11 protein-coding genes and 1 pseudogene are annotated in these 13371 nt (G+C 62.0%); 5 read left to right on the top strand and 7 right to left on the bottom strand.

Annotation, left to right across the window (positions count from 1 at the left end; translation table 11 throughout):
- Positions 1 to 1007, bottom strand: a 1007-nt coding sequence (locus CYR52_RS21615) for an MFS transporter (RefSeq protein ID WP_101829410.1), incomplete at its 3' end; no start/stop codon positions are given.
- A gap of 276 nt (positions 1008 to 1283) precedes the next feature.
- Between CYR52_RS21615 and CYR52_RS21610 the strand changes: the two genes are divergently transcribed.
- Positions 1284 to 2204, top strand: coding sequence for a LysR substrate-binding domain-containing protein (locus CYR52_RS21610; protein WP_101829407.1), 921 nt, complete (start codon positions 1284 to 1286; stop codon positions 2202 to 2204).
- 58 nt (positions 2205 to 2262) lie between these two features.
- Here the strand turns inward: CYR52_RS21610 and CYR52_RS21605 are convergent, their stop codons facing one another.
- On the bottom strand, positions 2263 to 2982 hold the full coding sequence (locus tag CYR52_RS21605) for a pirin family protein (RefSeq protein ID WP_072929193.1): 720 nt from the start codon (positions 2980 to 2982) through the stop codon (positions 2263 to 2265).
- A 122-nt stretch (positions 2983 to 3104) separates the two neighbouring features.
- Here CYR52_RS21605 and CYR52_RS21600 point away from each other — a divergent pair, with 122 nt between their 5' ends.
- From CYR52_RS21600 to CYR52_RS21585, 4 genes are all read left to right on the top strand, one after another.
- A complete protein-coding gene (locus CYR52_RS21600) occupies positions 3105 to 3995 on the top strand; it encodes a LysR family transcriptional regulator (RefSeq protein WP_101829409.1) in 891 nt (296 codons plus the stop codon).
- Between the two features lie 171 nt (positions 3996 to 4166).
- A complete protein-coding gene (locus CYR52_RS21595; RefSeq protein WP_072929195.1) occupies positions 4167 to 5147 on the top strand; it encodes a VOC family protein in 981 nt (326 codons plus the stop codon).
- Between the two features lie 254 nt (positions 5148 to 5401).
- Complete coding sequence (locus CYR52_RS21590) at positions 5402 to 6022, top strand: response regulator transcription factor (RefSeq protein ID WP_072929197.1); 621 nt, start codon at positions 5402 to 5404, stop codon at positions 6020 to 6022.
- Positions 6023 to 6045: 23 nt separating this feature from the next.
- Positions 6046 to 6462: a hypothetical protein gene (locus CYR52_RS21585; protein ID WP_101829406.1), complete on the top strand. Its 417-nt coding sequence runs from the start codon at positions 6046 to 6048 to the stop codon at positions 6460 to 6462.
- 155 nt (positions 6463 to 6617) lie between these two features.
- On the opposite strand, the gene CYR52_RS21580 is transcribed toward CYR52_RS21585, so the two are convergent.
- The 5 genes and pseudogenes from CYR52_RS21580 to CYR52_RS21560 all read right to left on the bottom strand — a co-directional run.
- Positions 6618 to 12194 carry a trifunctional serine/threonine-protein kinase/ATP-binding protein/sensor histidine kinase gene (locus CYR52_RS21580; protein WP_101829405.1) on the bottom strand — a complete coding sequence of 1859 codons (5577 nt, stop codon included), beginning with the start codon at positions 12192 to 12194 and terminating at the stop codon, positions 6618 to 6620.
- Between the two features lie 60 nt (positions 12195 to 12254).
- Positions 12255 to 12632, bottom strand: coding sequence for a response regulator transcription factor (locus CYR52_RS21575; protein WP_072929201.1), 378 nt, complete (start codon positions 12630 to 12632; stop codon positions 12255 to 12257).
- An 11-nt stretch (positions 12633 to 12643) separates the two neighbouring features.
- Positions 12644 to 12916 (bottom strand): DUF1427 family protein, encoded by a 273-nt coding sequence (locus CYR52_RS21570; RefSeq protein ID WP_175579005.1) that lies wholly within the window; start codon positions 12914 to 12916, stop codon positions 12644 to 12646.
- Positions 12916 to 13182 carry a DUF1427 family protein gene (locus CYR52_RS21565; RefSeq protein WP_072929203.1) on the bottom strand — a complete coding sequence of 89 codons (267 nt, stop codon included), beginning with the start codon at positions 13180 to 13182 and terminating at the stop codon, positions 12916 to 12918. The genes CYR52_RS21570 and CYR52_RS21565 overlap by 1 nt, the downstream gene beginning before the upstream one ends.
- A gap of 57 nt (positions 13183 to 13239) precedes the next feature.
- A pseudogene (locus tag CYR52_RS21560) lies at positions 13240 to 13371 on the bottom strand (hydrolase); the annotation flags it as partial.

Raw genomic sequence — 13371 nt, 5'->3', positions numbered from 1 at the left:
GTGGGTTTTCTGCGGCGGCCCAGCAGCTTGTCTGAGATAAACCCGCCGGTGATCGCCCCGATAAAGCCGCCGATGCACGGCATACTCGCCACCAGCCCCATGCTGATAAAGGTGAAACCTTTCTCCTTGACCAGGTAGAGCGGGATCCAGGTCAGCAGCCCATAAAGCACGCTGACCATCATGAAATAGGCCAGGCAGTCGCCCAGGATATTGCGTGAGGTAAACAGCCCCTTCACGGTCGCCACCGGTGTCAGCGCCTTCACGCGGATAAGCTTGTCCAGCAGGGTGAAACGGGGTGCTGTCACGATGTTCGGCCGCGCTGTGCTGTTCTGGTGCGCGGTGCTGCGGTGCGCCTGTTCGTCACTGATGAACGCCTGCTCCGCCTCTGACACAAACCGGCTCTCCGACGGGCGGGTTCTCACCAGCAGGTACCAGGCTGCCGCCACAATCAGGCCGGGAATGGCAAAGGAGAAAAAGACCCAGCGCCAGCCCCAGGTCACGGCGATCCAGACTGCCAGCGGCGGCACGATAATCGGCGCGAACATGGTGGCCGCGATATAGACGCCGGTTGCGGTGGCTTTCTCTTTGGCCGGGAACCAGTTGTTGATGGTGGAGGCCAGCCCCACCGGGCAGGGGCCTTCGGTCAGCCCCAGCCCGAGGCGGATGCACTTCAGCCCCAGCACGGAACCGGCAGTGCCCATCAGCCAGGTGAAGGCGGAGAAACCAAGCACCGACAGCGCCACCAGCCCCCGGATGCCCTTTTTCGCGATAAAAAAGCCGGCCGGGATTTGGCTGAGCGAATAGCCCAGGAAAAACATACTGGCGATGGCACCCGCCTCGAAATTATTGATATGGAATTCATCGATGATAAAAGGCAATACCGCGCCGATGTTTGTGCGATCCGCGTAATTAATCGCATACACAATAAAAATCAGCGACAGCACCACAAACCGATAATTCGTTTTTTTAGCAGCAGTGTAAGGGACAGCGTGTTCTATGCGAGACATGGTTTACCTCTTAATAAGAACAACCGTTTTTTATGATTTTCGGTTCGGCTCATTAGCGTGAAATACGAATATAACGGCATTGCGCTAAAACAGAAGTTAAGGAATCTCATTTATAGCTGAGAAAAATTTGAGGCATGAGCGGCGTCATAAAAACGGAGTAAAAAGGCGCAGGCGGCTATTTTGTGCATTGCGTCACACTCTGGCGTCAAGCAGGCGACTTTTACCAGCGAAATCAACCACACTCGGCCATCAGCTTATTGCTTAGCGGAGTAAACCATGACAGCGCATGACAAAAAAAACCTGCCGCTTCCCTCGCTCAGGAATATCCAGTCATTCCTGGAAGTCGCCAATACGCTCAGTATCCATACCGCGGCGGAGCAGCTGAATATTACGCCGTCGGCCGTCAGCCACCAGATTGCCGCCCTGGAAAAATTCATCGGGAAAAAACTTTTTATCCGTAACGGAAAAGGGGTTGCGCTGACCAAAACGGCAGAGAAATATTTAAAAGAGGTCTCCGGGGCAATGAGTATTATTGGCCGGGCCACCGACCAGCTGATTAATGACAGTGCCCAGCAAACCTTGCGGGTTCACTCCTCGCCCTCATTCGGTTTAATCTGGCTGATGAAGCGGTTAGGCGCATTCCGGGAACAGCACCCGGAGATCACGATTAATCTCTCCTGCTCTTATGAAAACCTGCAATTCTCGCGGGACAATATCGATATTGATATCCGGCACGGCATCCCCGACTGGGACGCCTACCGCGTGATGACCATCAAGAATGACCGGGTGATGGTGCTCGCCTCGCCGGACTATCTGCGCCGCCACCCGGTCGCGACGCCGCATGACCTGCTGGGCTGTGAGCTTATCCACTCCACCAGCACCCTGCTGAACTGGGAAAAATGGTTCGAGTACCACAATACGCCGCGTTACGCCTCGCATTACGGGCTGAGTTTTGACCGGTCATACATGAGTTTTGAGGCAGCGGTGATGGGGCTGGGGGTGATTCTGGAGAGCGCCATGCTGAGCCAGGGCTATGTGCGTGACGGTTTGCTGGTACCGGTGTTTGGGGAGGCGTTCACGCTACCGGTGAATGCCCACCATCTGGTGATGCCGCACAGCAATGAGCGCAGCGCCAACGTCAGCACCTTTATCCGCTGGGTGGAAGCGGAGTTGCAGCAGGGCGGTTTCCGGCTGTGAACGCCGGGCATAAAAAAGCCACCCGCTTTGCAGCGGGTGGCTGGGTAGGCCTCAAGGCTTACGGGTGATTGACTTCCAGCGGGCGCAGGTCAAACAACAGCACTTCCGCCTGGTCGCCGCCGCTGAAGGTCAGCGAGGCCTCATCCCGGACGCGCGCCCCGTCACCGGCGGTAAACGCGATACCATTGATGTTCACGCTGCCGCGCGCCACATGGATATAGGCGTAGCGGTTCTGCCCGAGCGCAAACGTCTGCTGCTCATCGCCATCAAACAGCCCGGCGTAGATTTTCACATCCTGCCGCACCCGCAGCGCCCCGTTGCTGCCGTCCGGCGAGACGATCAGGCGCAGCTGGCCGCGTTTTTCACTGTCCGGCACTGACACCTGCTGGTAGCCCGGTGTGGTGTTCTTTTCATCCGGCACAATCCAGATTTGCAGGAAGTGCACGCCGTCGCGGGTGGAGTGGTTGAACTCGCTGTGCGTGACGCCGGCACCGGCGCTCATCAGCTGCACATCACCAGGGACAATCACCGAGCCGGTGCCCATGGAGTCTTTGTGCGCCAACGCCCCTTCCAGCACATAGGAGATGATCTCCATATTGTTGTGGGCGTGCGCCCCGAAACCGCGTGACGGTGCAACCCGGTCATCATTAATCACCAACAAGTCAGAGAAACCGGTCTGTTTCGGATCCCAGTAACCCGCGAACGAGAAGGTGTGGTATGAGTTCAGCCAGCCGTGATTACCCTGGCCACGTTGTTCAGACAGTCTTTGCTCGATCATGGTGTTCTCCTTGGTGATGGGGTGAAAGGCGGTTGCCCTTCCTATGGGGAACAAGTATACGTAAACTGTTTTGCCCAACAATCGGCTGTAATGACAATCACTGTCACAATATGGTGGACAATGTGCAGATAGAAGACCTTCGTATTTTTATCACCGTGATCCGCGCCGGCAGCTTTACCGCGGCAGCGGATCAGCTGTTGCTGTCAAAGCAGTACGTCAGCCGCCGGATGGCGGCGCTGGAGGACTCACTGGGCGCGCGGCTGCTGATCCGCAACACCCGCAAGCTTTCGGTGACCGAGGCGGGGCAGGTGTTCGGCCAGCATGCGCAGCGCATTCTGGATGACATCCACGAGGCGGAACAGGCCGTCAGCGAACGCCGCCAGGCGCTGCACGGCACGTTCCGCATCAGCATGCCGATGTCATTTGGCATGAGCCACCTCTCGCCGCTGATTGCGGAATTCCTGAGCCTGCACCCGGCGGTGCGGTTCCAGGTGGAGCTGGGGGACAGGCAGGTGGACCTGATTGGTGAGGGGTTTGACATCGCGATCCGCATCGGTGCACTGGCAGACTCGACGCTGATCGCCCGCCGCCTCGGCCGGCTCAGCCGGGTTGTCTGCGCCAGCCCCGCTTACCTCAGGCGTGCCGGTGAACCGCAGACGCCGGAGGATCTGCTGGCGCACGCCTGCCTGCGTTACGGGCGGGAAGGGCAGACCGGCTGGGAACTGGTGCAGGACGGCAAGCGCAAAATGCTCGATGTGCAGGGGCCGATCATCAGCAACAACGGTGAAGTGCTGCGTGACGCGGCGATCGCCGGGCTGGGGCTGGTGCTGCTGCCGGCGTTTATCGTCGGCCCGGCGCTGAAAAGCGGCGACCTGGTGCCGGTGCTGGCCGCGCACCACCCCGCGCCGCTGAGCCTGAACGCGCTCTACTCCCAGCACCGCCAGCGCAGCGAGGTTACCCGTGTTTTCCTGTCATTTTTAGAGGCGCGGCTGAAGGCGCAGGGGGAGGAGTAAGGGCGCATACCGGCCTGTTGTCCGGCAGGCCGGTGCTGTTACCGCGATCACAGTATAAATAAAACGCATACCACGATAAGGTCAAACCGTCTGCCCCGTCCGGCACCGGGCGGTTACCCTGCTTTTTCATAATGTCTAACGCTGTATGCCTACACCACGAGAATGATGACAATGACAAATTCCCTGCCGGAACCCTGTTTTGATATTGCCCATCTGGCCCACGTCGAGCTTTACACTGACAAATTTGAAGAGAGCCTCGATTTCTTTGTCAATGTGTATGGCCTGACGGTGTCGGCCCGGACAGAGCACCATGCGTGGTTGCGCGCCTGGGATGATTACGAATTCCATACGCTGAAACTCACGCGCCATCACACCACCGGCGTCGGGCATATCGCGTACCGCGCCTCGTCTGAGGCCGCCCTGATGCGCCGTGTCGCAGCGATTGAAGCCAGTGGCTATGAGGTGATCGGCTGGGTGGATGACGATCCGGGGCACGGCCGCGCTTTCCGCTTTGCCGATCCGTTTGGGCACATTTTTGAGATTTACTACGATACCGTGCGCTACCAGGCCGAAGCAGGTGAACGCCCGTCGCTGAAAAATCTGGCGCAGCGCTACCATAGCCGTGGTGCCTGCCCGCGCCGCCTGGATCATCTTAATCTGCTGGCCGCCGATGTGACGGAATTTAAAAAATTCATGGAAACCTGCCTCGGCTCGCGGGTGACAGAGATGATCCAACTGGATAACGGCCGTATCGGCGGGTGCTGGTTTACCGTCAACAATAAAACTTATGATCTGGCCTGTACCGAAGAGCATGGCGGCGGTAACGGCCGCCTGCACCACGTCACCTACGCCACAGACTGCCGTGAAGACATTCTGCGCGCCGCCGATATCTTTCTGGAAAACGGCATCCACATTGAGACCGGCCCGCATAAACACGCGATTCAGGGCACCTTTTTCCTGTATGTCTGGGAGCCGGCGGGCAACCGCGTGGAGCTGGCAAACTCCGGCGCCCGGCTGATCCTGGCACCGGACTGGCAAACCGTGGTCTGGACAGAGGCTGACCGGAAAAAAGGGCAGGCCTGGGGGCTGAAAACCATCGACACCTTCCATACCCACGGCACGCCGCCCGTCCCGCCGCAGCTGAAAAGCTGACGCAGGCCCCAAGCAGCGCAGGTTGGAAGAGACCATCCGGTCAGGTTAACCGCTGAAAAGGAGACCTGGCCGGTTTCCTTATGGCATTTTGCTTAATTCTTCACGAAATAAAGTATTCGCTCATTATATCCATACTCATTATTATAAAGTCATAATATCCTACTAAATCAATCTGGTGGTTCTGACTTCATGATCGCGGTAATTCTGGCTGGGCGGCCCGTGTGGCTGACCCACGGCAAAAACAGGACTTAACGATGGATCAGATAGTGTATGTGGTGGACGATGATGAGGCGGTCAGGCGTTCGCTTGTCCGCTTGCTGGAGTCAGCAGCGTATACGGTGGCGGATTTCGCCTCTGCTGAGGCGTTTCTGGCGCACACCTTCAGCCCGGTACCCAGTTGCCTGATTCTTGATATGAATATGCCGGTCGCCAATGGCTTTGACGTGGCCGAAACGCTGCATAACAACGGCCACGCCATCCCGATAATTTTCCTGACCGGCTTCGGCACCATTCCGATGTCCGTCAAGGCGATGAAAGCCGGGGCGCATGAGTTTTTGACCAAACCGGTGATGGCCGACCAGCTGTTGAACGCGGTGGCCGATGCCTTGCAGTTGGCGGAGAAGAACCTCACGCTCTCCTGCGAGCACCTGGCGCTGCGGCAGCGGCATCAGACCCTGACGCCGCGCGAGTGCGAAGTGCTGGAGCTGGCGATCGGCGGGTTACTGAATAAACAGATCGCCAATGCGCTGGGCGTCAGTGAAATCACCGCCAAAGTGCATAAACGCCGTGTGATGGAAAAAATGCAGGCGCGCTCGCTGGCGGATTTAGTCCGGGCTGCGGAGCGCCTGAATATCCTGAAATCCCAAAGCCGTTAATTCTGTTCTCAAAGGAGAAGCCCTTGACGACCCACACCCCGCCTGACCCGCGCGCGCAGCTGAGAACGATGTCAACCCTGCTGCGCAGGCTGCACAAAACGCTGGTGGAGAGTGAACTGGCCCAGTTTGGCCCGGCAGGCAGCGCGTTTGACCAGTTGCAACTGCTGACCAGCCACCCGCAATTCGCCTGGCTCCAGCAGATTTCTGAGATCCTGGTGGGGCTGGATGAGCGGCTGGATGATAAAGAGCAGGGGGTGGAACAGAGCACGGTGCAGGATTACCAACGCCGCATCGAACAGCAACTGACGCCCGGCGCGGACAATCCCAGCGCGTTCCACCAGAAATACCTCGCCGCCTTGCAGGATTCCCCCGCCGTGGCGATGGCCCACGGCGAACTGCGCCACCACCTCGCCGCCTTGCCGGGTAACCCGGCCGCCTGAAGCCTCACGCCGCCGCCGGGCGGCGTGCTGCGGCCTAGGCTGTGAATCCGGCTCCCTGGCCGAACGGACTGAAATGTAATCGCACTGGGATGGATAAGATCAGTGAAGATGTTAAAGGGATCGCCGCGCCTCGGGCACCGGCGGGCTATCCGGCCTCATTTCCCTTCCCCCTCTGTCGGCAACACAAAGGTAAAGCAACTGCCGTAGGGGCGGCGGGCTTCTGCCGAGAGTTTGCCGCGGTGGCGTTCGATGATCGCGTGGCTGATGGTCAGGCCCATACCCATCCCCTGTTTTTTGGTGGTGTAGAACGAGTCAAACACCCGCGCCATCACCGCCGGGTCGAGGCCGATGCCGGTATCCGCAATGCAAAAACGCAGGTAACCCGGTGCCGGGTTGCTGGAGGAGAGCGTCAGCAGGCGCGGGCGGTCGGTGATGTCGGCCATCGCGTCGATGGCGTTGGCCACCAGATTCAGCAATACCTGCTGGATCTGCACACTGTCACTCCAGATGCCGGGCTGTTCGGCCTGTAACTGGTACTCCACGGCCACCCGCTGGCGCTCCAGTTCGCTGCGCGACAGCATCATGATGTGGTGGGCGATCTGGTGCAGATCAACGCGCGCGAAAGAGGGCGGCTGGTTACGCGTCAGCGCCTGCAAACTGCGGATGATTTCCCCGGCCCGCTGCCCTTCAGTGATGATCTCCTCCAGCCCGGCGCGGGCGTTGCCCAGTTGCGCCGGGTCACGGCCCAGCCAGCGCAGGCTCGCCCCGGCGTTGGAGACAATCGACATCAGCGGCTGGTTGATCTCATGGGCGATGGAGGCCGTCAGCTGGCCGACAGTGGTGGCGCGCGCCACCCGCGCCAGATCGGCCTGCGCCACCCGCGCGGCGTCTTCCGCCTGCCGGTGGGCGGTGATGTCGGTGATGGTGCCGAAATACTCATTGACCTCCGCCCCGGCCTGCACCGGGTTGCCGATCCCCAGCAGGTAACGGGTAGCGCCATCTTCGCGGATAATGCGGAACTCGGCGCGCATCGTGACGTGGTCACGCACGCTTTCCGTCACCAGTGTGCTGATGCGCGGGTGGTCATCCACATGAACCCGTGTCAGGAAATCCGCCATCGAAATGCTTTTCTGGCTCGGCGGCAGCCCTAAAATGCGCCCGTACTCGTCGGAAATCACCATCAGATCCTGCTGCACATCCCAGCGCCAGGTGCCGGTGTGGCTGATCTGCTCGCCCAGCATCAGTGACGTCTGGCTGGCACGCAGCTCTTTCTCGACCCGGCGGCGCTGGATGTTCTCCTCCAGCAGCTCCGCATAGAGCCGGGCGGTTTCCAGCGACACCGCCGCCTGCGCCGCCAGAATGCCGATGATTTTTGAATGCTCCGCGGTAAACACCTCCGGCATCAGCCGGTTCTCCAGATAGAGCACGCCCACCAGCCGGGCCTGTTTGAACATCGGCACGCACATCACTGCCGCGCCGGACGTGACCAGATAGGGGTCCTGGCTGAACGGGCTGAACTCGCCCGGCTTGCCGGTGCGGATCTCCTGCCCGGTGCGGATCACCGCAGAAAGCACCGACAGCGGCAGATCGGTTGCCCCCGGCACCGCTTTCACAATCTGTACCTGCACACCGCCGGAGGTGGTGTCAGCACAGGCCTCAATCTCCGGCAGGTGGTTCCCGGCCACGCGGATCAGCAGCCCGCGCTGCGCCCCGGCGCGCTCCAGCAGCATGGTCATCAGAATCTGGATCAACCGCCCGAGGTTGATCTCTTCAGAGAGTGCGCGCGAGGCGTTAATCACGCTTTGCAAGTCACGGATCTCCTCATTCTGGGCAAAGGCGATGGTGTCGTAAGGCGAGGTGTGCCGCGGCACCACCAGATGCGGGTACTGCCGCTCAAGCTGCCGCACCCTGGCCTGCGCACCGCAACGTCCCCAGGCCGCCATCGCGCCCCGGAAGTGGGCATCAGCCGCCGTGGGGTAGCTGCGTGCCTGTACAAAACGCCCGGCCAGTTCGTGCGCCAGCCCGTTGATGTGATCAAAGGCGGCCTCGCGGGAGAGGCGGATCGCCTTCTCATACAGCTTCATCGCCAGGCTATAGTGCGCATCAAGCCGCGCCATCTCGGCATACACCAGCGCCTCTTTGTCGGCGAAGGTGCCGGGGTTCAGCTGCGCCCACAGCGCGAGTTTGCGGTAGTGCGGTTGCAGCCAGCGGCGGTGTGCCGGGGTGATGCTCTCCGGCGTCAGCTGCTGGGTCAGGGAAAGAATGCTGAACAGGTGGTAATCAAGCAGGTGGATATGCCCCGGCGCTGACCAGCTCAGGGTGCCGGCGGTGCTGAGGTCATCGGCGGCCTGGGCGAACTCCCCGGCCGCGAAGTGCGCCAGCGCCTTGTAGAGCCAGTACCAGAACATCAGCGTCGGCATCGGGTCACGCGTGCCCGGCAGCAGGGTGTCGGGCAGGAAACCGGCCCCGGCGGGGGAGGCGGCGTTCGGGTCGCGCAGGTGCTCCACCAGATGCCGTTGGATCAGCAGAATGGTTTCCACATCCTGGAAATGCGCCTTGCGCACAAACGCCAGCCCCCGGTCGATGCTGGTCAGCACGGCGTCAAGGTGGTCGCCGCGCGTCAGGAAATTGATCACCTGATGGCAGGTGGCGAAACAGGCAGAGGTCAGATCGCCGTGGGTAACGCCCGCCGTAAAGCAGGCTTTGGCGCATTCGACGGTGAAACTGAGCGGCTGCGTCCAGACGCTGAGCTGGTCGAGCGGCAGCAGGATGCGCGCTTCGGCGTTAAGGTAGCCGTGGCGGCTGACCAGCTCCCGCGCCAGCAGGCCATAGCGGAAACCACGCTGGTACGTCTCGTAGCGGTGGCCGATCAACACGCCGAACCAGGCCAGCGCCGTCGCCCCGGCCCCGGTCATGCCGTGGTCGAGCGTCAGGTGCAGCATCCGGCAGAGGATCAGGAAATGCAGGCGCGGGCAGCAGAAACTGGCGAAAATCCCGGCGCTGGCGAGCAGGTTCATGACCGCTTCGGTATCCCGGTCATCCATGCGCGGCAGGGCCTTGAACACCGCTGCCGGATCATCGCCTACCCGTGCGACGATTGCCTCATGGGCGTCGTCGCATTCGCGCGCGTCCGGGTAGCGGCTGAGCGAAATGCCGAACACCGACAGCCAGGCGATGGCCGTCTCCAGCGCCTGTTGCCGGTGCGATTGCCGCATGTGGATCTCCGCCAGCAGGCAGGCAGCCACCGCTTTTTCTGCCAGCCCGCCGGGCCGGCCCGCCAGTTGCGCACAAAGCCTTGCCGCGGTGGCGAGGTTGCCGAGCAGAAACTCGCACTCCGCCTCTTCCAGATCCAGCGTGAAGGTGAGCTGGTGATCGTCCGGCGCATTTTTGTCGGCCAGCGCGCGGGCGGTGCGCAGGTAACCCAGTGCCGAGAGTGAATCGCCGGTGCGTTTGGCCCGCTGGGCCGCCAGCAGGCTCAGTTCGCGGAACATCCGGCGCTGCGGCAGCGGTTCAATCGCCTCAATCGCCGATGCCACATGGTGAACCGCCCGGAACAGCGTGTCGTTGCCGGTCGCCTGTTGCGACATCTCCGCCAGCAGGCTGGCCGTGGCCAGATGCAGGTGGCTCTTTTCCGCCGGGTCCAGCAGCGCAAACGCGGCTTCCTGCACCCGGTTATGGGTAAATGCGTACTCATTGACGGATAACGTGATCAACTGGGCCGCCACGGCCGGGTGCAGCACCCGGCACATTTCAGTGATGCCGGTTCTCAGCACGCGGGTGAGCACCGCCAGATTCCCGGCATTGCCCAGGCAGGCCAGGCTGCCGAGCAATTTCCGCGTGTCGGGCGGCATCTGCGCCAGTTGTTGCAGCACCAGCCCGGCGACATTCTCGGTGTAATGGCGCGCGCGGATGGCCGGCAAATCGTAATGCCATTTTTTATGCGGGGTATGGTGGGTCACCAGCCCGTCATCCACGATGCGTTTCACAAATTGCTGCACGAACAGCGGGTTGCCGCCGGTTTTTTCGTGCACCAGCGCCGCCAGGGAGGCAATGCCCGCCACCCGTGTCTGGAAGGCGTCTGCCAGCCAGCGCGTGACGCCCTTTACCGTCATCGGTTCCGGCCGGATCTCAGTGACCTTCGCCGCGGCAGCCCGTAACCCGGCCAGCGGCGGCCCGCCGTGGGTGTGGGTGTCGTCGCGGTACGCCACCACCATCAGCAGCGGCAGTGTGGTGCTGTTGCTCACCACATATTCCAGCAGTTGCAGGCTGGCCGCATCCACCCAGTGGATGTCATCAATCATCAGCACCAGCGGGCAGCAGGGCGTGGCGAACGCTTTGATCAGGCAGAGCACCATGTGGTTGAAACGCGCACGGGCATCAATCGACAGCGTATCCGGCGGGATCCACGAGGGTTGCGCCAGCAACAGGCCCAGCTCCGGCACCAGGTTCACCGCCAGCCCGGCATAACTGCCGAGCGTCTGGCTGAGCCGCGCTTTCCAGCGGGCAATCTCCGCCGCCGGCAGCCCGAGAATATGCAGCGCCAGTGACCGGAAGGCGGACGTCAGCACCGCATAGGGCAGCGCCGGTTGGTACTGATCCACACGGCTCACCGCCAGCAGCACCGGCTGGTGTTGCAGCGCACTCAGCGCCGAGGCGATCAGTGACGATTTCCCGATCCCGGACGGCCCGCTGATGACCACCAGCGCCTGCGTGCCGCGGTGGTTTACCCCGCTGAAGGCCTCAAGCAGCGCCTGGCTCTGCGGGTGGCCGGTGAACAGCGCGTCAGAGAGCGGCAGGGCGGCCGCGCGATCCTGCAAACCCAGCGGAAAGGGCGTGAGGCTGCCGGACGGGGAGACGGTGGCGCGGCAGCGGCGGAGATCGGCCATCAGCCCTTCGGTGGTCTGGTAACGGTTTTCCGGGGATTTGGCCAGCAGCCGCAGAATAATCGACGAGAGGATATCCGGCGTGCCGGGGCGTACCTGATGCGGCGGGCGCGGCTCGGAGGCGATATGGTGATGCACCCACTCCGCCTGCCCGCCCTCGGTCAGGTCAAACGGCAGGCTGCCGGTCAGCAGCTCATACAGCACGATGCCGAGGCTGTAGAGATCGCTGCGGTGGTCCACGGCGCGCCGGGTACGGGCGGCATGTTCCGGTGACATATAGGCAAGCGTCCCGCCCGCTGCCGAGACGGTGGTGCGTGCGCCGGTGCCGGTCGCGCCTGATGCCAGCCCGAAGCCGCCGAGGCGGCAACTGCCGTCATTATTGATAAACAGGTTGCCGGGTTTGATGTCGCCGTGGATAAGGCCGTGCTGGTGCATCTGCAACAAGGGCGCGCAGAGGTTCAGCGCCAGATCCAGGAAGGCTGCCATGTCCCCGGCCGGGGTGCCGGTGATGCGCGTCAGGGTTTCAAACGGGAAAGGGCGATAGAGCAGCGCGTAGCGGCCGTGATACAGCGCTGTGGCCACCGGGATCACCGCCCAGTCCGGCGTGAGGTGGCCGCGCAGGGCGAACTCATTTTTCAGCAGCAGCGTCGCCTGCGGCTCCGCCTCTTCCCCGGCGGCGGTGGCCAGAATGTATTCGCGGCCGCAGACCGGGTGCCGGCACCATGACCAGGTGAGGCAGCCATCCTGGGCCAGCGGCATAAACACCACGCGCTCATCCAGCGTAAAGGCCGGTTCGTCAGCCGGGTCATCCGGGGCGGGCCAGGCGGACTGGGGGGCGTTGTTGCTCATCGGGTTCCTCCGGCATACCGTGCCCGGTAGGGCGGCACACCGTCAACCGCGCCGCTTGGCTTATTTCCGGTCAGGCCGGTCAAGCACGCGCTGGATATGTTCTAAAAGTGTATCAATATTGATAGGTTTACGTAAAAAAGCAACGGCCCCAAGGTCCAGGGCCGCGCGCTCCATCTGTTCATCACCGTGACCGGAGATAAAAATCACCGGCGGCGGGGCGGGGTAACGCGCCAGATGGTCAAACAGCTCAAACCCGCTCATCCCCGTGAGTTTGACATCAATAATCGCCAGGATGCTGGCCGCTGTGCCGGCGTCGTGCAGAAAGGCTTCCGCTGACGCAAACACCGCCACGCTATACCCCTCCGACTGGAGCAGATTGCTCAGCCCGCGGCGGACGGAGGGTTCATCATCGATAACGGCAATGCACGGCGGCATCATCCCGGTGTCCTCTAACGCGGCGGGGCAGCAGGCGGTTCAGTGCCCGTTTCCGGCGGCGGGGTGCCGCTGATTTTAGGCACGCACTCATGCCGGAACCAGGCCATCGTCAGTGGCTGGCGGTTAATAAGCCGCCGGATCGCCGGAATAATCTGCTCCCCGACCAGCATCCCGAACAGCCCCAGCAGGGCCGCTACCGGCGGTGCGGGCGACGGCACGGCAATCGCGACGTACACCATCCCTGCCAACAGGCCGGTCAGCAGAGAAACGAGATAGGCTTTCAGCATCATGCCTCCGGGTGCGGAAGGGAGACCGCCGCAGGCGCGGCCGCCGGGGCGTGTTGGGAAACGGCGCGCTGTGCAACAGGGTGGCTGGCCTGTGCACTGTTTTGTGCGAGCAGGGCGCTGCCCTGGGTCGCCAGCACACCGCCCAACACCATGCCGAGCAGGCCGGTCAGCGCTATCGCCGGGGGTGCCGGTGACCGCACCTTCAGCAGCGCGTAAAGCAAGCCGATAAGGATACCGGCCCCAAAAGAAAGCAACCAGGTGCTCATGGAACATCTCCCGTGGGAAAGGGCCGGCCGGGCGGGTGACCGGCCGGCGCAGGCGGCTTAGCGGGCCGGTACCGGCGACAGCGTGCGGTGGTCGCCCGGCAGGCGGGCTTCGGCTTTGTGCACCATGGTGTAGGCGTAATCCACGCCCATGCCGTAGGCACCGGAATGCTCCCGGACGATGTCCATCAC

The organism is Chimaeribacter arupi, from assembly GCF_002858805.1.
GTDB classification, from domain to species: Bacteria; Pseudomonadota; Gammaproteobacteria; order Enterobacterales; family Enterobacteriaceae; genus Chimaeribacter; species Chimaeribacter arupi.
This window is presented reverse-complemented; position numbering and strand designations above follow the sequence as displayed.

Excerpts from the sequence above, each read along its gene's own strand:
- CYR52_RS21610 (WP_101829407.1), top strand. The coding sequence starts at position 1,284 with ATGACAGCGCATGACAAAAAAAACCTGCCGCTTCCCTCGCTCAGGAAT.
- CYR52_RS21605 (WP_072929193.1), bottom strand. The coding sequence starts at position 2,982 with ATGATCGAGCAAAGACTGTCTGAACAACGTGGCCAGGGTAATCACGGC.
- CYR52_RS21595 (WP_072929195.1), top strand. The coding sequence starts at position 4,167 with ATGACAAATTCCCTGCCGGAACCCTGTTTTGATATTGCCCATCTGGCC.
- CYR52_RS21590 (WP_072929197.1), top strand. The coding sequence starts at position 5,402 with ATGGATCAGATAGTGTATGTGGTGGACGATGATGAGGCGGTCAGGCGT.
- CYR52_RS21580 (WP_101829405.1), bottom strand. The coding sequence starts at position 12,194 with ATGAGCAACAACGCCCCCCAGTCCGCCTGGCCCGCCCCGGATGACCCG.
- CYR52_RS21575 (WP_072929201.1), bottom strand. The coding sequence starts at position 12,632 with ATGATGCCGCCGTGCATTGCCGTTATCGATGATGAACCCTCCGTCCGC.
- CYR52_RS21570 (WP_175579005.1), bottom strand. The coding sequence starts at position 12,916 with ATGCTGAAAGCCTATCTCGTTTCTCTGCTGACCGGCCTGTTGGCAGGG.
- CYR52_RS21565 (WP_072929203.1), bottom strand. The coding sequence starts at position 13,182 with ATGAGCACCTGGTTGCTTTCTTTTGGGGCCGGTATCCTTATCGGCTTG.